The following is a 20649-nucleotide window of genomic DNA, read 5'->3' as shown; positions in this document are numbered from 1 at the left end:
TGTGAAAACGCTAACAAGAAAAATCTCCCGCACTGCCATCACTATGGCGCTGGTCATCCTGGCGTTCATCGCTATTTTTCGCGCCTGGGTTTATTACACCGAATCCCCGTGGACGCGCGATGCGCGTTTCAGCGCGGAGGTGGTCGCGATAGCGCCCGATGTCGCCGGTCTCATTACGGCGGTCAATGTCCACGATAACCAGCTGGTGAAAAAAGATCAGGTACTGTTCACTATCGACCAGCCGCGCTATCAAAAAGCGCTGGAAGAAGCGGAAGCCGACGTAGCGTATTACAACGCGCTGGCCGCTGAAAAACGCCGTGAAGCAGGACGTCGTAACAAGCTGGGCATCCAGGCCATGTCCCGGGAAGAGATTGATCAGTCCAATAACGTGCTGCAAACCGTGCTGCATCAGCTGGCAAAAGCGCAGGCGACGCGCGATCTGGCGAAGCTCGATCTGGAACGTACCGTTATCCGCGCCCCGTCCGATGGCTGGGTAACCAACCTCAACGTCTATGCGGGTGAGTTTATCACGCGCGGCTCTACGGCCGTGGCGCTGGTGAAACAGAACTCTTTCTACGTCCTCGCCTATATGGAAGAGACCAAGCTGGAAGGCGTGCGTCCGGGCTATCGCGCCGAAATCACGCCGCTCGGCAGCAACCGGGTCCTGAAAGGAACCGTGGACAGCGTGGCCGCGGGGGTGACCAACGCCAGCAGTACCAATGATTCAAAAGGGATGGCGACCGTCGATTCTAACCTCGAGTGGGTTCGTCTGGCGCAGCGCGTACCGGTACGCATTCGTCTGGATGAGCAGCAGAGCAACCTCTGGCCCGCAGGCACCACGGCGACGGTAGTGATCACCGGTGAAAAAGACCGTGATGCCAGCCAGGATTCTATCTTCCGTCAAATCGCCCATCGCCTGCGCGAGTTTGGTTGATCGCTATGGGCATTTTTTCCATCGCCAGCCAGCACATCCGCTTCGCCGTGAAGCTGGCATGCGCCATTGTGCTGGCGCTGTTTGTTGGCTTCCATTTCCAGCTTGAAACGCCGCGCTGGGCTGTTCTGACCGCCGCGATCGTCGCCGCCGGTCCTGCCTTCGCGGCGGGTGGCGAGCCTTACTCCGGGGCAATTCGCTATCGCGGGATGCTGCGTATTATCGGCACCTTTATCGGCTGTATCGCCGCCCTGACCATTATCATCCTGATGATCCGCACGCCGCTGCTGATGCTGATTGTATGCTGTATCTGGGCGGGTTTTTGCACCTGGGTCTCTTCGCTGGTGAAGGTGGAGAACTCGTATGCCTGGGGCCTGGCGGGATATACCGCGCTGATTATTATCATCACCATTCAGAGTGAACCGCTGCTTGCTCCGCAGTTCGCCGTGGAACGTTGCAGCGAGATTGTCATTGGTATCGTCTGCGCGATTGTCGCCGATCTGCTCTTCTCTCCGCGATCCATCAAGCAGGAAGTCGATCGTGAGCTGGACGCGCTGATTGTTGCCCAGTACCAGCTCATGCAACTGTGCATTAAGCACGGCGACAGCGAAGAGGTCGACAAGGCCTGGAGCGCGCTGGTGCGCCGCACGCAGGCGCTGGAAGGGATGCGCAGTAATCTCAATATGGAGTCTTCCCGCTGGGAGCGTGCCAATCGTCGTCTGAAAGCGATCAATACCGTCTCGTTAACGCTGATCACCCAGGCTTGTGAAACCTACCTGATTCAGAACACTCGCCCCGAAGTGGTAACGGATACCTTCCGCGAACTGTTTGATGAGCCTGTGGAGACAGTGCAGGACGTGCATCGACAGCTTAAACGCATGCGTCGTGTGATTGCCTGGACGGGCGAACGGGATACGCCAGTCACCATTTATACCTGGGTTGGCGCCGCAACGCGCTACCTGCTTCTGAAACGCGGCGTGATTAGCAATACCAAAATCAGTGCGGCGGAAGAAGAGGTGTTACAAGGCGAAGTGGTGATCAAACCGGAATCCGCCGAGCGTCATCATGCGATGGTTAACTTCTGGCGTACCACCCTGGCCTGTATACTCGGCACGCTGTTCTGGCTGTGGACCGGCTGGACGTCCGGCAGCGGCGCGATGGTGATGATTGCCGTCGTTACCGCGCTGGCGATGCGTCTGCCCAACCCGCGCATGGTCGCTATTGATTTTCTGTACGGCACCATTGCGGCGTTACCCATTGGCGCGTTCTACTTCCTGGTAATCATCCCCTCGACGCAGCAAAGCATGCTTTTGCTCTGTATCAGCCTGGCGGTGATGGCGTTCTTTATCGGGATTGAGGTACAAAAACGCCGTCTGGGATCGTTAGGTGCGCTGGCGAGTACGATTAACATCCTCGTGCTGGATAACCCGATGACCTTCCATTTCAGCCAGTTCCTGGATAGCGCATTAGGCCAGCTGGTGGGCTGTTTCCTGGCGATGATGGTGATCCTGCTGGTGCGGGATAACTCTCAGGCGCGGACAGGGCGCGTGCTGCTCAATCAGTTTGTGTCGGCCGCCGTATCGTCCTTGACCACCAACACCGCGCGGCGCAAGCAGAACCACCTTCCGGCCCTTTACCAGCAACTGTTCCTGCTGTTGAATAAATTCCCGGGCGATGTCGCTCGCTTCCGTCTGGCGTTAACCATGATTATCGCGCACCAGCGTCTGCGGAACGCGCCAGTGCCGATCAACGACGATTTGTCCGCTTTCCACCGCCAGCTACGGCGAACGGCGGACCATGTGATATCGGCATCCAGTGATGACAAACGTCGCCGCTACTTTAAGCAACTGCTGGAGGAGCTGGATATCTACCAGGAGAAACTGCGAGTCTGGGAAGCCCCGCCGCAGGTTACCGAGCCGGTAGAGCGGCTGGTGTTTATGCTGCACCGCTACCAGAATGCGCTGACAGACAGCTAACGAAGAGAAAACCGACGCCAAAAGCGTCGGTTTTTTTGTGGCTATACTTATTCTTGCAGGTTCAAACATTCAGGAAGGGAGGACACATGACAACCCAGGCTCTTCAGGACAGTATTCTTTTTCAGACCGGGTATCTGGTTAACGGTATCTGGAAAACACTCGACACCACGTTTGATGTGCTAAACCCGGCCACGGGCGAGGTGGTTGCGAAAGTGGCGAAAGCAGGGAAAGCCGAAACCGAAGAGGCCATTGCGGCCGCGACGAAAGCCTTTCCCGCATGGCGCGCAAAAACGGCAAAAGAGCGTTCCGCGATCCTCTATCGCTGGTATGAACTGATTATCGAGAACAAAAGCTGGCTCGGGCGGCTGATGACCACCGAGCAGGGCAAGCCGCTGAAAGAGGCTGAGGGCGAAGTGGACTACGCTGCCAGCTTTATTCAGTGGTTTGCGGAGCAGGCCAAGCGCGCTAACGGTGAAATCATTCCTCCGGTTAAACCCGGCTCCCGTATTCTGGCCACTCGTGAACCTGTTGGGGTGGTTGCTGCTATCACGCCATGGAATTTCCCGATGGCTATGCTCACCCGTAAGCTCGGCCCGGCGCTGGCAGCAGGATGTACCGGCGTCATCAAGCCTGCAAACAACACGCCGCTGAGCGCCTTTGCGCTGCTGACGCTGGCGAAGCAGGCCGGTGTGCCGGATGGTGTGCTGAATGCGGTCGCGGGGAGCACCTCAGAAATTAGTGACGCCATTATGGCCAGCCATGACGTGCGCAAAATCTCGTTTACGGGGTCAACCGCCGTCGGGAAAACGCTGGTTCGCAATTCCGCTGAGACCATGAAAAAGGTATCGATGGAGCTGGGCGGCAATGCGCCGTATATCGTTTTCGAGGACGCGGATATTGAGGCCGCCGTCAAAGGCGCCATCGCCAATAAATTCCGTAACGCCGGGCAGGTCTGCGTCAGCGTAAACCGTTTCTATATTCAGGAGACGGTCTATGACAAGTTTGTCAATCAGCTTGCCGATGCGGTGAAGGCGCTGAAGGTGGGTAACGGTCTGGACGAGGGCGTCGTTGTCGGCCCGCAGATTGAGCCTTCGGCTGTCGAGAAAGTCCGTGAGCACGTCGAAGATGCGGTAGCGAAGGGGGCCACGGTGCTGGCTGGGGGTAAACCGCACGAACTTGGCGGCAACTTCTGGATGCCAACCGTACTCGGTGACTGCCATGAAGGCATGAAGCTGGCAGAAGAGGAGACCTTTGGTCCCGTTGCCGCCTGCTTCCGCTTCACGTCGGAAGACGAAGTGGTTATGCGCGCTAACAATACGCCTTACGGGCTGGCGGCCTACTTTTATACCCAGAATCTCTCGCGCGTGTTCCGCGTCTCACAGGCCATTGAGAGCGGCATGATCGGAATTAATGAATGTGCGGTCTCGACCGAGCTGGGTCCGTTTGGGGGCGTAAAAGAGTCCGGGCTGGGGCGCGAGGGGTCCGTGCTGGGGCTGGAGGAGTTTCTGGAAGTTAAAACCCTGCATATCGGGGGCTTATAATAGACAGGGCGGCATCTGCCGCCCGCCTGTACCGGGTGGCTGGCAATGAAAATTTATACCTTTGATTTTGACGAAATTGATAGTCAGGAAGACTTCTACCGCGAGTTTATCCGGGCGTTCGACCTGGAGCGGGGCAGCGTAAACAATCTTGATATGCTGTGGGATGTGGTTACCGGCGACAGGCTGCCGTTACCGCTGGAGATCGAATTTACCCATCTGCCTGAAAAACTGCGCAGACGCTTTGGCGCATTGATTTTATTGTTTGATGAAGCGGAGGAGGAGCTGGAAGGGCAACTGCGTTTCAACGTGCGCCAGTGATAAAAAAGCCCCTGACCGGGAGGTCAGGGGCAAGTCGTATGATGAGATACGACGAGGGTTTATTTGTACAGTTCTGCGGTAGCGTGCCAGTGGTCGCCACTGCGCGCTTCGATGATGCGATAAGATGACGCACCCTGTTCTTCCGCTTTTTTGTTCAGCATTTCGTGCATGTCCATCGGAGAAGTACCGATGGCACCAACAGAAACGGTCCCGATAGCCTGACGGGATTGTGCCTGTTCGGCGTTAATAGTGTCGGCTGCAAACGCACCGAATGACAGGACTGACAGTACGCTCAGGGCAGCTACAGTGGTTTTAATTTTCATGATTATTTACCTCGTCAATTATTTTACTGGGGTCTTTGTTCTGTGACCCTCATCACAAAATCAAGTATACACTAATCACGGAAAAAATTAATACCAGACTAATGGTTTCGCCTGTTATTACGTGTTAAAAACATCATTTTTTATAACGGGAATGAATAAAAAAGGGCGTTACTCTGCAGGCGTTATGATTTTTTCTTATGTAAATCAATTGGATAGGTGGCTTTGATTTTTAGTGCGATTTTACGGCAGATCATTCACTGAATGAATGTTAACAGGCGGTAAAAAGCACTATTTGCAAAAGCAGCAGGCAGAGAAAAGCAGGGTAAAACGAGGCGGCAGCAGAATGATCCCCGCAGCCAGGTGCTACGGGGCAGAAGATTACAGCTCCTGTTCGAACAGGACCAGAATCGCTTCGTAGAGGTCTTTCACCGAGAAACCATTTGCCGGGGTCGTAAAAATGGTGTCATCGCCGGCGATGGTCCCGAGGATCCCTTCTGCTTTGCCCAGCGAGTCCAGCAGGCGGGCAATCAGCTGGGCTGCACCCGGGCTGGTGTGGATCACGACCACGGCATCGTTATAGTCAATGTCCAGAACCAGGTTTTTCAGCGGGCTGGAGGTCGTTGGCACACCAAGTTCAGCAGGCAGGCAATAAACCATCTCCATTTTGGCGTTGCGCGTACGCACTGCACCAAACTTGGTTAACATGCGGGAGACCTTCGACTGGTTGATGTTGTCGAAGCCTTGCTCCTGCAACGCCTGAACAATTTCTCCCTGAGAACTGAATTTCTCTTCTTTGAGTAGCGCTTTAAACGCTTTCACTAATTCTTCTTGCTTAGACGAGCTTCGCATAAGTCACCCGGAATATGACGATAGAAACAACATTATTATGCATGTGGATGAATTTTTATGCAAATTATCTACCTGGCACCAGGCTGAAATAATGTTATGAAAGGGAGAGATTTTATCAGATTTCGTTATCAGAAAACATGCCTGGGTCACGCCGCGCAAATAAGCTTAAAAGTAAATTAAATGTTATCAAAATGATGTTGTTTTGGTGGCGTGGCAGGGTGTATTGTAACCCCCTCTTAATTCGTTGTTGCCCACAGCCTGATAGCATTCGGGCGAAGGTCAAAGACGTGCGACCTCAAATTCTTTAGCGATGAAAATTGTAATTAATGACGTGCTGAATTATGGTCGCCGCAACGGAGTTACAGATACTTAAGTTAACCATAATAAGGAGTTTAGGATGAAAGTCGCAGTCCTCGGCGCTGCTGGTGGTATCGGCCAGGCGCTTGCCCTACTACTGAAAACCCAACTGCCTTCAGGCTCAGAACTCTCCCTGTACGATATTGCTCCGGTAACCCCAGGTGTGGCGGTTGACCTGAGCCACATCCCGACAGCTGTGAAAATCAAAGGCTTCTCCGGTGAAGATGCGCGTCCTGCGTTGCAGGGTGCCGATGTGGTGCTGATCTCCGCGGGTGTTGCACGTAAACCGGGTATGGATCGTTCAGACCTGTTCAACGTCAACGCGGGCATCGTGAAAAACCTGGTTCAGCAGATCGCTGAAACCTGCCCGAAAGCGTGCATCGGTATCATCACCAACCCGGTGAACACCACCGTTGCCATCGCAGCAGAAGTGCTGAAGAAAGCGGGCGTTTACGACAAGAACAAACTGTTCGGCGTAACTACGCTGGATATCATCCGTTCCAATACCTTCGTGGCTGAGCTGAAAGGCAAGCAGCCAACGGAAGTGGAAGTGCCGGTTATCGGCGGACACTCTGGCGTGACCATCCTGCCTCTGCTGTCGCAGATCCCGGGCGTGAGCTTCACCGAGCAGGAAGTGGCTGACCTGACCAAACGTATTCAGAATGCAGGCACCGAAGTGGTGGAAGCGAAGGCGGGTGGCGGTTCTGCAACCCTGTCTATGGGCCAGGCGGCGGCGCGTTTCGGCCTGTCTCTGGTTCGCGCGCTGCAGGGCGAGAAAAACGTGGTTGAATGCGCTTACGTAGAAGGCGACGGTGAACACGCGCGCTTCTTCTCTCAGCCGCTGCTGCTGGGTAAAAACGGCGTTGAAGAGCGTAAGTCTATCGGCACGCTGAGCGCGTTTGAGCAAAACGCGATGGAAGGCATGCTGGATACGCTGAAGAAAGACATCACGCTGGGCGAAGAGTTCGTTAACAAGTGATCTTGTCCCGGTAAAAAAAACGGAGCGCTAAGCTCCGTTTTTTTATGCCCGTCAGTTAGTGGCCGGGTATTCCTGGATGGTGACCTGAATCGTGAGCTTCTTGTCATTACGCATGACTTCTACGGGGATGATAGAGCCCGGTCGAATTTCCGCCACCTGGTCCATCGTTTCAAGCGCAGAGACCGCCGGCGTGCCGTTGACGGAAAGAATAACGTCGTTCACCTGGATACCTGCATTGGCCGCCGGGCCGCCAGGTGCCACTTCGTTGACCACAATCCCCTGGATCTGATCGATACCACCGCCCTGCGTATGCATCGGCGCGATTTCACGCCCGCCAATACCGATGTAGCCACGGATCACGCGGCCATCGCGGATCAGCTTGTCCATGATCTTGGTCGCCAGCTGGAACGGAATGGCAAAGCCAATCCCTTCCGGTGTTTCGCCATCGTTGCTCTTGTCGAAGGAGAGGGTGTTAATGCCCATCAGTTCGCCCAGAGAGTTCACCAGCGCACCGCCGGAGTTACCGTGGTTGATCGAGGCATCGGTTTGCAGGAAGTTCTGCCGCCCTGACGGGTTCAGTCCAATTCGACCTGTCGCGCTGATGATCCCCTGAGTGATGGTCTGGCCCAGGTTGTACGGGTTACCGATCGCCAGCACCACATCGCCGATATGCGGCGTTCGTTTGCGATTAATCGGGATAGTCGGCAGACCGCCCGTGGCGTTGATCTTCAGCACCGCCAGATCGGTCAGGCTGTCCGACCCCACCAGCAGGGCTTCAAACACGCGGCCATCCTGCAAGGCGACGATAATCTGGTCGGCATCGTTGATCACGTGTTTATTGGTGATGATGTAACCCCGGTCATCCATGATCACACCGGAACCAAGCGTGCGGATCTCCAGCTGGTTATGAGCGGAACTGTTAAGCCCGCGGTTATAGACGTTAACCACGGCGGGGGCGGCACGGCGTACCGCCTGATTGTACGTTGCAGGCGTTTCATCCGTGCTGTCGAACTGAGGAGCCGACAGTTTGTTGAACTGGCGTAAAGATGGCATAGCCACCAGCAGCAGACCGGCAACGATCAAACCAATGACAATTGAACGAAAGAGCTTTAAAAGCATGATGCGTGTGTCGTTAAAAAAGGAACGGTTTGCAGCATAACATGAGTTATCCGGACATCACACGCAGCGGCGATGCCCGGAGTCGCAAATGGTTAACGCAGTAAAATGTAGAGGGTGTCGTTGCCACGGATAATTTGCAGGGCAATGACCGCCGGTTTACTCTCCAGCACCTTACGCATTTCGGCAATAGACTGCACGCGAGTGCGGTTCACACCCACGATCACGTCGTCCTGATGTAAACCTGCCTGCGCGGCCGGGCTGCTTTTCTCAACGGCAGTGACAGAAATGCCTTTCGTGCCGTCTTTAAGCTGACCGTCGCTCAGCGTTGCGCCCTGTAGCGCCGGGGAGATCTGTTCTGCACTGGCGGAAGAGGAGGTGCTCTTGTCCAGTGTCACTTCCACGGTCAGCGGTTTGCCCTCGCGGATCAGGCCCAGCTTCACTTTAGCGCCAGGCTCCGTGGTGGCAATACGCGAACGTAATTCAGCGAAGCTGCTCAGCGGTTTATCGTTCAGGCTGACAATAACGTCACCGGATTTCACGCCCGCTTTCGCAGAGCCTGAGTTGGGCAGCACTTCGCTGACAAACGCCCCGCGCTGGACGTTGAGCTTAAAGGCTTTGGCGATATCGGCGCTCATCTCCATGCCTTTAATGCCCAGCAGCCCGCGCTTAACCTCGCCAAACTGTATCAGCTGTTGAGACAGGGTTTTCGCCATGTTACTCGGAATGGCAAAACCAATCCCGATGCTGCCGCCGCCTGGTGCGAGGATAGCGGTATTAATGCCGATCAGTTCGCCGTTCAGGTTAAGCAGCGCACCGCCGGAGTTGCCCCGGTTGATGGAGGCATCGGTCTGGATGAAATTTTCCAGCCCTTCGAGATTCAGGCCGCTGCGCCCCAGGGCAGAGACAATCCCGGAGGTGGCGGTCTGCCCTAAACCGAACGGATTACCGACCGCGACGGCAAAATCACCCACGCGCAGCTTATCGGAATCGGTGATGGCGATCTGGGTCAGGTTGCTGGGGTTTTGCACCTGTAGCAGGGCGATATCACTCTGATCGTCACCGCCGATCAGTTTGGCGTCAAACTCCCGGCCATCGTTCAGCTGAACGCTGATTTTATCAGCCTGGCTGATCACGTGGTTATTGGTCAGGATATAGCCTTTGGCCGCGTCGATAATCACGCCCGAACCAAGGCCTTCAAACGGCTGAGCCTGCTGATCCGGCGCCTCTTCGCCAAAATATTTCTTCAGCTCTTCGGGAATACGCTGGCTTTGGCGTGCCGTCCCTTCCACCTGAACGCTGACTACCGCAGGCAGGACTTTTTCAAGCATCGGCGCAAGGCTGGGAATGGCTTCTTGTCCTGGCACCTGCGAAGGTAGTGCCGCACTGGCGGGGAAGGACGCCGAGAGAGATAACCCGACACTTAACGCTAAGGCGCTCAACAGCTGGTTTTTTTTCTTCATCGATGCTAACTCTCGTATCCTGGAATGAAAAAGAACGGCCCCAAAAACATCTTGATGTTATTGAATTTTCAACCGCTGAACAATGAGGTGTTTGACTAAATAATAGCTGGGGACGGGAAGAAAGGACGGGCGCATAAGGTGCGCCCGTAAAATTTATTCAGGTTGTGCGATTAATCGCGTTTTACGCCACCGCGCAGCAGGCCGGACGCGCCGTCTGAATAGTCGCGTGGCATCTGAACCGGTGCCTGATCGTTACCGGCCTCAGAGTCCGCCAGACGATTGCGGAAGGGGTTGCTCTCCGCGGTCATTTCCGGCAGCAGGCTGCTGGAGCTTTTCGCCATGTGCTGGTAGAGCTGGCGATAATCTGTCGCCATGTTGTCCAGCAGCTCAGCGCTACGGGCAAAGTGGCTGACCAGCTCTTCGCGGTATTCTTCCAGTTCGGCTTTGTTCTTTTCCAGTTCGTATTGCAGTGACTGCTGCTGACGCAATTTGCGGTTACCGAAACGCATGGCCACAGCACCAATGATGATGCCGACGACTAAACCGATTAGCGCATATTCCCAGGTCATGAACTTCTCCCGTTGTCTTGTTGTTCCGTAGGGTGTTGGCTCGGCTCCTGCCTGTGCCTGATTATGCCACTATAACCGCTATTTCCGCAGAAGTGGAATCCTGACGTATCATCGCGTAGTGTAGAACGGCCTTTTTTTCATCAGCCACGCGCGCTGATGAGGTTTAACTAAAGGAATAACAATAACATCATGCAAAACCTGTCCCCATCATCGCGTTACCAACTCGCCCTGAGTGAGGGCACACACCAGCCGGATGATGTCCAGCGTGAAGCGGTAAACCGCCTGGACACGATTTACCAGGAGCTTCTGGCGAAACCCGCCGATGCGGTGCAGAGCAGTGGGCTGAAGGCGGCATTCGGCCGTTTACTGGGCAAAAAAGAGCCCACGGTAAACGCACCGGTTCGTGGCTTATATATGTGGGGCGGCGTTGGGCGGGGTAAGACCTGGCTGATGGACATGTTCTACCAGAGCCTGCCCGGCACGCGTAAGCAGCGTCTGCACTTTCACCGTTTTATGCTGCGGGTTCATGAGGAGTTGACGGCGCTCCAGGGCGAAACCGACCCGCTGGAAATCGTGGCGGACCGCTTCAAGGCGGAAACGGACGTACTCTGCTTCGACGAATTCTTTGTTTCCGATATTACGGACGCGATGCTGCTGGGGGGGCTGATGAAAGCGCTGTTTGCGCGTGGGATCACCCTGGTGGCGACCTCAAATATCCCGCCGGATGAGCTTTATCGCAACGGTCTCCAGCGGGCGCGTTTCCTGCCAGCCATAGATGCCATTAAGCAGTACTGCGACATCATGAATGTCGACGCTGGCGTCGACTATCGTTTGCGCACGCTGACGCAGGCGTACCTGTGGCTTTCACCGCTGAACGCCGACACAGCCAGCGAGATGGATAAACTCTGGCTGGCGCTGGCAGGGGCGCCGCGGGATAACGCACCAGCGCTGGAGATTAATCATCGTCCGTTGCCGACGCTTGGCGTAGAGAACCAGACGCTGGCCGTCTCGTTTGCAACGCTCTGCGTGGACGCCCGCAGCCAGCATGACTACATTGCGCTTTCGCGACTGTTCCATACCGTTATGTTATGGGATGTGCCCGTCATGACCTCTCTCATGGAGAGCGAAGCGCGCCGCTTCATCGCGCTGGTGGACGAGTTTTATGAGCGCCACGTCAAGCTGGTAGTCAGTGCCGAGGTGCCTTTATATGAGATCTATCAGGGCGAGCGCCTGAAGTTTGAGTTCCAGCGCTGCCTGTCGCGCCTGCAAGAGATGCAGAGCGAAGAGTACCTCAAGCGTGAGCATATGCCATAAATGCTACCCTCTCCCCGTAGGAGAGGGGCTGGGGGTGAGGGCACCAGGCCTTAACAAACGCTACCCTCTCCCCGTGGGAGAGGGGCTGGGGGTGAGGGCACCAGACCGCACAATACGCAACCCCGAAAAACCCATCCCAAATCACATTTAAGGGTCGATCTTTGACCTCAACTTCTCTATAATCTTGCGACCCCACGTTACGAGAAGGTTTTTTTCCCGAAACTTTCTATGTGTCGGCATGTGCTATTCGAAGGGGTAGGTTTGCCGGACTTTGTCGTGTGAACCTCAACTGACTAAACGTTTGGGTGTTCACCAACGTGTAACTTATTATTTGGGTAAGCTTTTAATGAAAACTTTTACAGCTAAACCAGAAACCGTACAGCGCGACTGGTATGTTGTTGACGCGACCGGTAAAACTCTGGGCCGTCTGGCTACTGAACTGGCTCGTCGCCTGCGCGGTAAGCATAAAGCGGAATATACTCCGCACGTTGATACCGGTGATTACATCATCGTTCTGAACGCTGACAAAGTTGCTGTTACCGGCAACAAGCGTACTGACAAAATGTACTACCACCACACCGGCCACATCGGTGGTATCAAAGAAGCGACCTTTGAAGAGATGATTGCCCGCCGTCCTGAGCGTGTGATTGAAATCGCGGTTAAAGGCATGCTGCCAAAAGGCCCGCTGGGTCGTGCTATGTTCCGTAAACTGAAAGTTTACGCAGGCAACGAGCACAACCACGCGGCACAGCAACCGCAAGTTCTTGACATCTAATCGGGATTATAGGCAATGGCTGAAAATCAATACTACGGCACTGGTCGCCGCAAAAGTTCCGCAGCTCGCGTTTTCATTAAACCGGGCAGTGGTAAAATCGTAATTAACCAGCGTTCTCTGGAACAATACTTCGGTCGCGAAACTGCCCGCATGGTAGTTCGCCAGCCGCTGGAACTGGTTGATATGGTAGAAAAACTGGATCTGTACATCACCGTTAAAGGTGGTGGTATCTCCGGTCAGGCAGGTGCGATCCGTCACGGTATCACCCGCGCGCTGATGGAGTACGACGAATCCCTGCGTTCTGAACTGCGTAAAGCTGGCTTCGTTACTCGTGACGCTCGTCAGGTTGAACGTAAGAAAGTGGGTCTGCGTAAAGCACGTCGTCGTCCACAGTTCTCCAAACGTTAATCTATTCTGCTTACGCAGAACGATTGGCGAAAAACCCGCTTCGGCGGGTTTTTTTATGGATAATGCGCAGGTTATCCACAGTAACATTTCATATATCTTCTCTTTTTCCACATTTCCGGCATCCCCTCACCACAAAGCCATCAAAATCTGGTAAACTATCATCCAATTTTATGCCCAAATATCGGTGAATACTCGATTTTTGTTCGATTCTTGAACAATGTGTTTTCTCTGGGATGGGCGATACATCATCTGGCTGGCCCCGTTGGGCTGGTAGCAGTAAAAATTCTGAATATACCTGGAGGTTTTCATGGCTGTCGCTGCCAACAAACGTTCGGTAATGACGCTGTTTTCTGGTCCTACTGACATTTATAGCCATCAGGTTCGTATCGTGCTGGCCGAGAAGGGTGTCAGTTTTGAGATCGAGCATGTGGAAAAGGATAACCCGCCTCAGGATCTGATCGATCTCAACCCGAGCCAAAGCGTACCGACGCTGGTGGATCGCGAGCTGACCCTGTGGGAATCCCGTATCATTATGGAATACCTGGATGAGCGTTTCCCGCATCCGCCGCTCATGCCTGTTTACCCTGTTGCGCGTGGTGAAAGCCGCCTGTACATGCAGCGTATCGAGAAAGACTGGTACTCGCTGATGAACGTTATCGTTAACGGTTCCTCTTCAGAAGCGGATGCTGCGCGTAAACAACTGCGTGAAGAGCTGCTGGCGATTGCGCCGGTATTTGGTCAAAAACCTTTCTTCCTGAGCGATGAGTTCAGCCTGGTAGATTGCTACCTGGCACCGCTGCTGTGGCGCCTGCCAACCCTGGGCGTAGAATTCAGCGGTCCTGGCGCGAAAGAGCTGAAAGGCTACATGACTCGCGTATTCGAACGCGACTCTTTCCTGGCATCCTTAACTGAACCGGAGCGCGAAATGCGTCTCGGCCGAGGCTAATGACTGTGGAAATGTCACAACTTTCACCACGCCGTCCGTATCTGCTGCGCGCCTTCTATGAATGGCTGCTGGATAACCAGCTCACGCCGCACCTGGTTGTGGATGTGACGTTGCCGGGCGTGCAGGTTCCAATGGAATACGCACGCGACGGACAGATTGTACTGAATATTGCGCCACGTGCAGTGGGTAACCTGGAACTGGCGAACGACGAAGTGCGCTTTAATGCGCGTTTCGGCGGCGTGCCGCGTCAGGTTTCCGTTCCGCTGGCTGCGGTTCTGGCTATCTACGCCCGTGAAAACGGTGCAGGTACCATGTTCGAACCGGAAGCGGCTTATGATGAAGAGGTCGCCAGCCTGAACGATGATGGGACATCCGATGAACGTGAAAGCGACACGGTAATGTCTGTGATTGATGGCGATAAACCCGATCATCACGACGACAATGACCCTGATGACGATCCGCCTCCGCGCGGTGGTCGTCCGGCACTCCGTGTCGTCAAATAAACTTCATAAAGCACAATATTTTTTCCGAACCTGCACAGCTGTGCAGGTTTTTTTATTTTCTGCATAAAATTACTCTCTAAAAAACTTGTGTCTTTGCAAAAGATATCGGTCTATTAATTGGCATGGGATTAATCTTGTTGGGTTATTTTCTGTAGGACAGTTAAATTTATCTTCAATAATGTTTTATTTTAATTTGATTGTATCCGATATCACCCTGTGAAAATATATATGTGCGTTAACAAAAACGGATTTTCTTTTAAGGACAAATTATGAATATCACTTTTAAAAAATTATTTTCATCTGCTGCTATTTGTGCAGCCCTCGCCATGTCAAATGCACACGCTGCTAATGATGTGACGTTGAAAGTTATTGGTAATATCGTTCCTGGTTCCTGCGTACCCTCACTGCCAAACGGTGGAGTGGTAGATTATGGCACAATGCCAGCTTCTACCATCAATCCAACTGGCACGGCGAATACACTGGTTCAGTTGGGGGCTAAAAGTATTACTCTCACTATTACCTGTGACAGCGATACCAGCGTTGGGGTGACTTCTACGGATAACCGCCATGATACTCGTGTGGGCCTGGGGAGCGCCGCTTATATTGAAAATGGGTTTTTCGATAATGTAAATGCTAACGCTTCAGGAAACGCCTATGGCTTGGGTAAAACGAGTGCGGGTGTGAATATTGGCTCCTATGTCATTGCAGCAGATCCCGTTAATACAACAACAGATGGTGTTGTCGCTGATCTCATTGCAGCCACAGGTACCGATACATCAAATTATACCTGGGTAAAATCCAGTACGGGTGCTTTTGCACCAGTTAACAGTGGCACAGGCCAGACACGTGTCTTTACGGCTGCTGCATCGGGAACCACCACACCAAAAGCTTTTAAAGTTATGAATATGCCGTTACGCATTACAACTGCGCTTCAGGACAACACTGTATTGGGTACAGGCGATACTATCACGCTTGACGGTAATGCCACGCTGAGCCTTGTTTATCTTTGATATTCGTTATTGCTAAATGCTGTAGAAAATAAATCGGGAAATGAAAATAATGGAATTTAAAAAAGTACTCTCGGCAGCAACCGTCGCCGTAGCCTTCGGTTTATCCGCTTTTGCTGCCCAGGCCGCTAACGATGTTACGCTGAAAGTTGTCGGTACGATTAACCCGGCTGCATGTACGCCGACCCTGCCTGATGGCGGCGTTGTAGATTATGGAACGGTACTGAACCAAAATATTGCACCGACCGGTGCGACAAACAAGCTGGTACAATTGGGGCAGAAAAGCATCACGCTAAATATCAGTTGCGAAAGCAACATGAGCGTTGCTTTTACCTCCACCGATAACCGCCTGGACAGTCGCGTTAACCTGTCTTCAACCGCGTTTATCGCAGGTAGCGGTACGGATAAATCAGACTTCAGCAACACCGCTGGTGCCTTTGGTCTGGGTAAAACCACCGCTGGCGTGAGCATTGGTGCTTACACCGTTGCCATCAATACTGAAGCGGTCACAGCGGATGGCGCGAATGTTGACACCCTGGTAACAGGGAGCATCACTGAAGGCCAGCGTTCCTGGGAGAAAGTTGCGCCAGGCCTGGGTTACCTCTGCTCGCTTAATGGCTGCACGGGCTACCAAAAAGCGAATACCGTAGCAACAGCCGGTACCACGCAGCCAAAAGCCTTCAAACAGCTTAGCGTGCCGTTGCTGGTTACCTCTGCAGTGCAGGATAACTCGGTATTAGGTACGACTGACGTAATTACGCTGGACGGTAACGCAACCATTAGTCTGGTATATCTCTAATAATTTAACGCTTAATTAACGTGGCAATGGTTAGAGTATTTAAAAGCCATTGTCACGCTTTTTTTGCATTAAAATAGCTTTCTCTGCCGCAAGAATAATAAAAATAATGCCGGTATGATTTTTATTTATTTATGTGAGTGGAAAGTCATGAAGAAAATTCTATATCTTGCGTTGTTGGCTGTAGCGACAAAGTGTTGTGCCACCGGTATGGTTCCAGAAACATCGGTTTTATTAGTCGATGCACAAAAAGGCGAAGCCAGTATGAATGTTAAAAATACGGATTCGCAACCTGCATTGCTTTATACAAACATTGTAGATTTACCTGATAGCGATAAATCTATTCGTTTAATCGTTTCTCAACCTGTAGTCCGTGTCGACGCCGGGGAAACACAGCGAATGCGTTTTCTGCTGCAAACCAGCAAACCCATGAAGTATGAAGAACTTAAACGCGTCACGTTCGAAGGCATTCCTCCAAAGGAGAAAGGAGAAGATAAAGTTGCGTTGACTATCCGCCAGGATCTTCCTGTTGTAATTCATCCTGCGGGTCTACCTGAGGAGACGCAGCCATGGAAATTTTTGACATGGAACAAAAAGGGTGATGGCCTGGTTATCAACAACCCCAGCGATTACGTTGTTCGTATAACGGCATCCTTTAAAACATTACCCTCAGGAAAAGCGGGTGTGCTGGATAAGACCTACATCCTTCCACACACCTCGATAAAAACAACATTACCAAATTTCTCTGATAATAAAGTTGAATTCTATCCGGCGAGTCGTTACGGCTATAAAGGGGATCGCTTTACTACAGATTTGAAGTAAGCCTCTATAAGGACAGCAAAGGATATGCAGCAAAAAACGTTACTCGCCTGTCTCATTGGCCTGGTCTGTTCTGGCCAGGCAATGGCTCAGCAGATGGAAACTGCTGCCATTAATTTTGATCAGGAAACGCTTCGTTCACTGGGGATAAACCCGGACGTATCAAATTATTTCTCTCGCAAGACGAAGTATTTACCGGGTAGCGTTTCCGTCGCCCTGAAGGTGAATGGTGATAATAAAGGCAACGTTATTGCTCGTTTCGACAACAACGGCGATCTCTGTTTCGACAAACCTTTTATGGAGCAGGCAGGATTAAAAGTTCCCTCTGACTATGAGTCCGGCTGCTACGATTATACCGGTCATATCCCGAGCGCTATTGTGGAGGCTTCGCCTGCGCAAGAATCTCTAAGTCTGGTTGTACCGGCGGATCGGATAGCAAACAGCGAATCGGATATCGGAGCTTATACTTCCGGTGGCACTGCTGCGCTGTTGAATTATTCTCTTCTCTCCTCGCGCAATGAGTTTGGTGACGGGCACTCTGACTATTCACAGGCCATGCTGGACGGTGGGGTCAATTTCGACGACTGGATCTTACGTACTCAGCAACTGCTGAGCCGGAGCGACGGAGAATTCGAGAGTAATAACTCGTCGACCTATTTGCAGCATACTTTTGTCCCCCTGAAAAGTACCCTGAGGGCGGGCGAGGTCAATATCAATAACTCCCTTCTTCAGGGAACGGGAATCTATGGTATCGAGCTTTCACCGGAAAGCGCCTTACAACAGGGCGGTAGCGGAGTGAGCGTGTCCGGTATCGCCAATACGCCTCAGGCCCGTATTGAAGTGCGTCAGCAAAATGTTCTGGTGTACAGCACACTGGTGCCGGTCGGGCCGTTTAATCTCACCGATGTGCCGGTACGTAACGGCGTTAGCGATCTGAACGTGACGGTAGTGGAAACCGATGGCAGCCAGCACAGCTATGTGGTGCCCGCAGCGCTGTATAACCAGAGCGCAGGGGCGCCTTCAGGATATCACTTTGCGCTGGGACGAGTGAGCGATAGCTATAGTGAAACGCCATGGGTAGCCAGCCTTTCTGGAGGCTGGAAACTAAGCGAACGGGTGAATGTCAACGCAGGCTCAATCGTAGGCGAAGATTACCAGGCTGTCGCCACCAGCCTTGATACAGTGCCGCTACCAGCCTGGCTTGTTTCACTCCAGGCGAACCAGTCCAACGATTCGAAAGATTCACTGAAAGGGCAGAGGTACACGCTATCGGCAACATGGAGTTCTGACCCCGCATTTGGCATGGGGGCTAACGCCTCTGTTACGCATAAATCGCAAGACTATCGCGAACTTTTTGAAGCACTGGATGATGATTTCGACAGCAGTAATAAAAATGAGTATTCCGCCGGGCTGACCTGGAGTGTGCCCTACTTAGGCACGCTTAGCACCAGCTACTACCAAACGCAGGGTTATGATAAGTCAGATGATTCCCGCTTCATCTCTGCGGGTTGGAACAAGTCATTCAAGTACGCCACGATTTCCATGAACTGGCAACATCAGTTGAGTGCAGATGAGGAGAATGAGGATGATGGCGATCTGTTCTACGTCAACCTCAGTATTCCTTTTGGTGCCAGCAATAGCGTTAGCCTGTACAGCCGTCATGATGACCATAAAACGCGGTATGGCGCCTCTGCGCTTGGCGTCGTAAGTGATACCACATCCTGGTCGCTGGGAGCTGAACACGATCAGGCCACGAATCGCGATAATGTAAACGGTGGGATAAGCAGCAACCTTCACTATACGCAGCTTGGCCTGAGCGCCAGTTCGGATAACGAGAATAGCCGCAGCTATTCAGGATCGCTACAGGGGGGCATCGCGGTTCATGGACAAGGCGTTACGTTCTCTCCATGGGCGATCCGCGACACGTTCGCGATCGCTGCTCTGGATAAACCCGTCTCCGGTGTGAGGATTGACACGCCCCAGGGGCCGGTATGGACCGACTTCCGTGGTCAGGCAGTGGTACCGTCAGTGGGAGCCTGGCGCCCAGCGCGGGTAGAAGTGGATACGGAAACATTGCCGAAAAATATGGATATCGGGAATGGAACCCGTGTCGTCACGCTTGGCAAAGGAGCGGTAGGGCATCTTGATTTTACTGCGTTAACCCAGCGACGTGCACTGGTGAACGTTACCCTGGCAAACGGTAAAAAGCTGCCGAAAGGGATCGCCCTTGAGGATTCGCACGGAAATTATCTTACGACCTCAGTGGATGACGGCGTGGTCTTTTTTAACGATGTTGAACCTGCTCAACAGGTGGTGGCAAAACTGGATAACGGCACCTGTGCATTTGGTCTGAAGCTTCCGAAAGAGGCAAATACCGATACATTCTATGAAACTGTCAATGAGGTGTGTAAATGAAGGCGCTTTTTTTAGCCGTGTGCGCAATGGCGTTTTCTCTGCATGCTATGGCTGACTGCCAGTTAGTATCAAGCCAGCAAAAACTCAGCTATGGCCGTATGAGTGCCGCAGAGCGCCAGGCGGAAGGGAACAGGTTGATTGAGATGCCGGAGAAACAGATTGTCCTGAACGTGATATGCGATGAACCGTCGCGTATTCGTCTCTTTCTGGGAAGTAACGTACCGAAAGGGCATGAATTTGGTTTTGGTGATAACGGCGTCATGCGCGTTACTGCCGCGCAGGCAACGGTGGACGATCGTACAGTCAATCTGGCGGCTATCCATGCCGGTGACCCGTGGGTTACCAATGGCGGCGTGAGAGAGATCGCGCCAGCGCTTAACGAAGGGATTGCGTTTATCAACGGTCAGGAGCTGCGGGGAAAAACGGCGTCTGTCACGCTTACCATCAAACCGCGCTTCAAAAGTAACCATATTACGGACAGAGAAGTGTGGCGCGGAAATTTACGCGTAAGGATGGATGTACAATGAAAAAGCGTATAGCGCTATTACTCTGCGGAATGTCTGCCGCTTCAGCGGTATGGGCAACTGATACGGTCAATATTGATGTGGATGTCACCGTTGACGCTGCCGCCTGTACACCGGCGTTGAGCAATGGCGGTGTGGCAGATTTCGGCACGCGCTATGCGGGGTCGCTCTCCTCCAGCGCATTCACACAGCTTGGTACTCGCGATCTTACACTATCGGTGACGTGTGAATCTTCTACGGGAGTTGCGATTACCGCGCGTGATACCCGTGCCAGTTCCGTGGTCGTTGGCAAAGATAAATCCGGGCAAGAAGGGGTAAAATTCCAGATAAATAACGGTGCCTATGTGCGTGATACGACCCGCCTGTTTGGTTTAGGATTGACCAGCGAGCAGAAGCCGATTGGCAGTTATGGGGTGCAAATTAACGCGGCAGGCGTGACGGCAGCCGACGAAAGTGCCGCTGTTCAGGTGGAGATCGCCGGGGCCGCGACCAAAAATGGTCCATGGACGCGCACGACGCTATTGCCCTTGCCGACCCAGCAGGACTTTTTCTATACGTTTGTGCAAAAAGGCACGGATATTCCGCAGCCGATCTCATCGGCGGTTGTTCCGCTACAGGTGAGCGCCGCTGTCGCCAACGGGCTTGGCAGCGGGCAAGAGATCAAGCTGGACGGCGAGGCGGTGATTACGCTGGTCTATTTATAATCTCTTTTCTGTAAAA

The 20649-nt window shown here is 53.0% G+C and carries 21 protein-coding genes; 16 read left to right on the top strand and 5 right to left on the bottom strand.

The annotated features are described in order from the left end of the window. The first annotated feature begins 1 nt into the window (after position 1). The 4 genes from aaeA to IPZ49_RS16875 all read left to right on the top strand — a co-directional run bounded on the left by aaeA (position 2) and on the right by IPZ49_RS16875 (position 4766). Positions 2–934 (top strand): p-hydroxybenzoic acid efflux pump subunit AaeA, encoded by a 933-nt coding sequence (gene aaeA / locus IPZ49_RS16890; protein WP_023298740.1) that lies wholly within the window; start codon positions 2–4, stop codon positions 932–934. Between the two features lie 5 nt (positions 935–939). Then, positions 940–2907 carry a p-hydroxybenzoic acid efflux pump subunit AaeB gene (aaeB, locus tag IPZ49_RS16885; protein WP_063146511.1) on the top strand — a complete coding sequence of 656 codons (1968 nt, stop codon included), beginning with the start codon at positions 940–942 and terminating at the stop codon, positions 2905–2907. An 86-nt stretch (positions 2908–2993) separates the two neighbouring features. Next, entirely contained in the window at positions 2994–4448 is a 1455-nt protein-coding gene (locus IPZ49_RS16880) for an NAD-dependent succinate-semialdehyde dehydrogenase (protein ID WP_063146512.1), read from the top strand. A 45-nt stretch (positions 4449–4493) separates the two neighbouring features. Continuing rightward, the gene (locus IPZ49_RS16875) at positions 4494–4766 is read left to right on the top strand and encodes a barstar family protein (protein WP_022649557.1); all 273 of its coding nucleotides are present in this window, start codon (positions 4494–4496) and stop codon (positions 4764–4766) included. 59 nt (positions 4767–4825) lie between these two features. Here the strand turns inward: IPZ49_RS16875 and yhcN are convergent, their stop codons facing one another. Both yhcN and argR read right to left on the bottom strand, forming a co-directional pair. Then, positions 4826–5089 carry a peroxide/acid stress response protein YhcN gene (gene yhcN / locus IPZ49_RS16870; protein WP_006812160.1) on the bottom strand — a complete coding sequence of 88 codons (264 nt, stop codon included), beginning with the start codon at positions 5087–5089 and terminating at the stop codon, positions 4826–4828. 378 nt (positions 5090–5467) lie between these two features. Next, complete coding sequence (argR, locus tag IPZ49_RS16865) at positions 5468–5938, bottom strand: transcriptional regulator ArgR (RefSeq protein WP_003860428.1); 471 nt, start codon at positions 5936–5938, stop codon at positions 5468–5470. Positions 5939–6335: 397 nt separating this feature from the next. Between argR and mdh the strand changes: the two genes are divergently transcribed. After that, complete coding sequence (mdh, locus tag IPZ49_RS16860; protein ID WP_023298737.1) at positions 6336–7274, top strand: malate dehydrogenase; 939 nt, start codon at positions 6336–6338, stop codon at positions 7272–7274. Between the two features lie 51 nt (positions 7275–7325). Here the strand turns inward: mdh and degS are convergent, their stop codons facing one another. The 3 genes from degS to zapG form a co-directional block, all read right to left on the bottom strand. Continuing rightward, the gene (gene degS / locus IPZ49_RS16855; RefSeq protein ID WP_003860430.1) at positions 7326–8393 is read right to left on the bottom strand and encodes an outer membrane-stress sensor serine endopeptidase DegS; all 1068 of its coding nucleotides are present in this window, start codon (positions 8391–8393) and stop codon (positions 7326–7328) included. Positions 8394–8485: 92 nt separating this feature from the next. Beyond that, positions 8486–9853: a serine endoprotease DegQ gene (degQ, locus tag IPZ49_RS16850; RefSeq protein WP_063146513.1), complete on the bottom strand. Its 1368-nt coding sequence runs from the start codon at positions 9851–9853 to the stop codon at positions 8486–8488. A 170-nt stretch (positions 9854–10023) separates the two neighbouring features. Further along, complete coding sequence (zapG, locus tag IPZ49_RS16845) at positions 10024–10422, bottom strand: Z-ring associated protein ZapG (protein WP_022649554.1); 399 nt, start codon at positions 10420–10422, stop codon at positions 10024–10026. Positions 10423–10611: 189 nt separating this feature from the next. Here zapG and zapE point away from each other — a divergent pair, with 189 nt between their 5' ends. The 11 genes from zapE (at position 10612) to IPZ49_RS16790 (ending at position 20633) form a co-directional block, all read left to right on the top strand. After that, positions 10612–11736, top strand: a complete 1125-nt coding sequence (gene zapE, locus IPZ49_RS16840; protein ID WP_063146514.1) for a cell division protein ZapE — start codon at positions 10612–10614, stop codon at positions 11734–11736. Positions 11737–12082: 346 nt separating this feature from the next. Beyond that, positions 12083–12511: a 50S ribosomal protein L13 gene (rplM, locus tag IPZ49_RS16835; RefSeq protein WP_003860434.1), complete on the top strand. Its 429-nt coding sequence runs from the start codon at positions 12083–12085 to the stop codon at positions 12509–12511. A gap of 15 nt (positions 12512–12526) precedes the next feature. Beyond that, positions 12527–12919, top strand: a complete 393-nt coding sequence (gene rpsI, locus IPZ49_RS16830; RefSeq protein WP_003860436.1) for a 30S ribosomal protein S9 — start codon at positions 12527–12529, stop codon at positions 12917–12919. Between the two features lie 307 nt (positions 12920–13226). Beyond that, positions 13227–13865: a stringent starvation protein SspA gene (sspA, locus tag IPZ49_RS16825; RefSeq protein WP_003860438.1), complete on the top strand. Its 639-nt coding sequence runs from the start codon at positions 13227–13229 to the stop codon at positions 13863–13865. 5 nt (positions 13866–13870) lie between these two features. Beyond that, on the top strand, positions 13871–14368 hold the full coding sequence (gene sspB, locus IPZ49_RS16820) for a ClpXP protease specificity-enhancing factor (RefSeq protein ID WP_032622090.1): 498 nt from the start codon (positions 13871–13873) through the stop codon (positions 14366–14368). A 269-nt stretch (positions 14369–14637) separates the two neighbouring features. Next, positions 14638–15378: a DUF1120 domain-containing protein gene (locus tag IPZ49_RS16815; protein ID WP_022649551.1), complete on the top strand. Its 741-nt coding sequence runs from the start codon at positions 14638–14640 to the stop codon at positions 15376–15378. A gap of 49 nt (positions 15379–15427) precedes the next feature. After that, on the top strand, positions 15428–16174 hold the full coding sequence (locus IPZ49_RS16810) for a DUF1120 domain-containing protein (RefSeq protein ID WP_022649550.1): 747 nt from the start codon (positions 15428–15430) through the stop codon (positions 16172–16174). 147 nt (positions 16175–16321) lie between these two features. Continuing rightward, the gene (locus IPZ49_RS16805; RefSeq protein ID WP_022649549.1) at positions 16322–16993 is read left to right on the top strand and encodes a fimbria/pilus chaperone family protein; all 672 of its coding nucleotides are present in this window, start codon (positions 16322–16324) and stop codon (positions 16991–16993) included. Between the two features lie 24 nt (positions 16994–17017). After that, entirely contained in the window at positions 17018–19405 is a 2388-nt protein-coding gene (locus IPZ49_RS16800; RefSeq protein ID WP_063146515.1) for a fimbrial biogenesis usher protein, read from the top strand. Next, entirely contained in the window at positions 19402–19932 is a 531-nt protein-coding gene (locus IPZ49_RS16795) for a hypothetical protein (RefSeq protein WP_022649547.1), read from the top strand. The genes IPZ49_RS16800 and IPZ49_RS16795 overlap by 4 nt, the downstream gene beginning before the upstream one ends. Next, positions 19929–20633, top strand: coding sequence for a DUF1120 domain-containing protein (locus tag IPZ49_RS16790; protein WP_022649546.1), 705 nt, complete (start codon positions 19929–19931; stop codon positions 20631–20633). Before IPZ49_RS16795 ends, IPZ49_RS16790 begins: the two co-directional genes overlap by 4 nt. Positions 20634–20649: the final 16 nt, after the last annotated feature.

Source organism: Enterobacter cloacae complex sp. S2 (assembly GCF_015159675.1).
GTDB classification, from domain to species: Bacteria; Pseudomonadota; Gammaproteobacteria; order Enterobacterales; family Enterobacteriaceae; genus Enterobacter; species Enterobacter intestinihominis.
The sequence above is the reverse complement of the archived record's forward strand: the minus strand, read 5'-3'. Positions and strand labels throughout refer to the sequence as shown.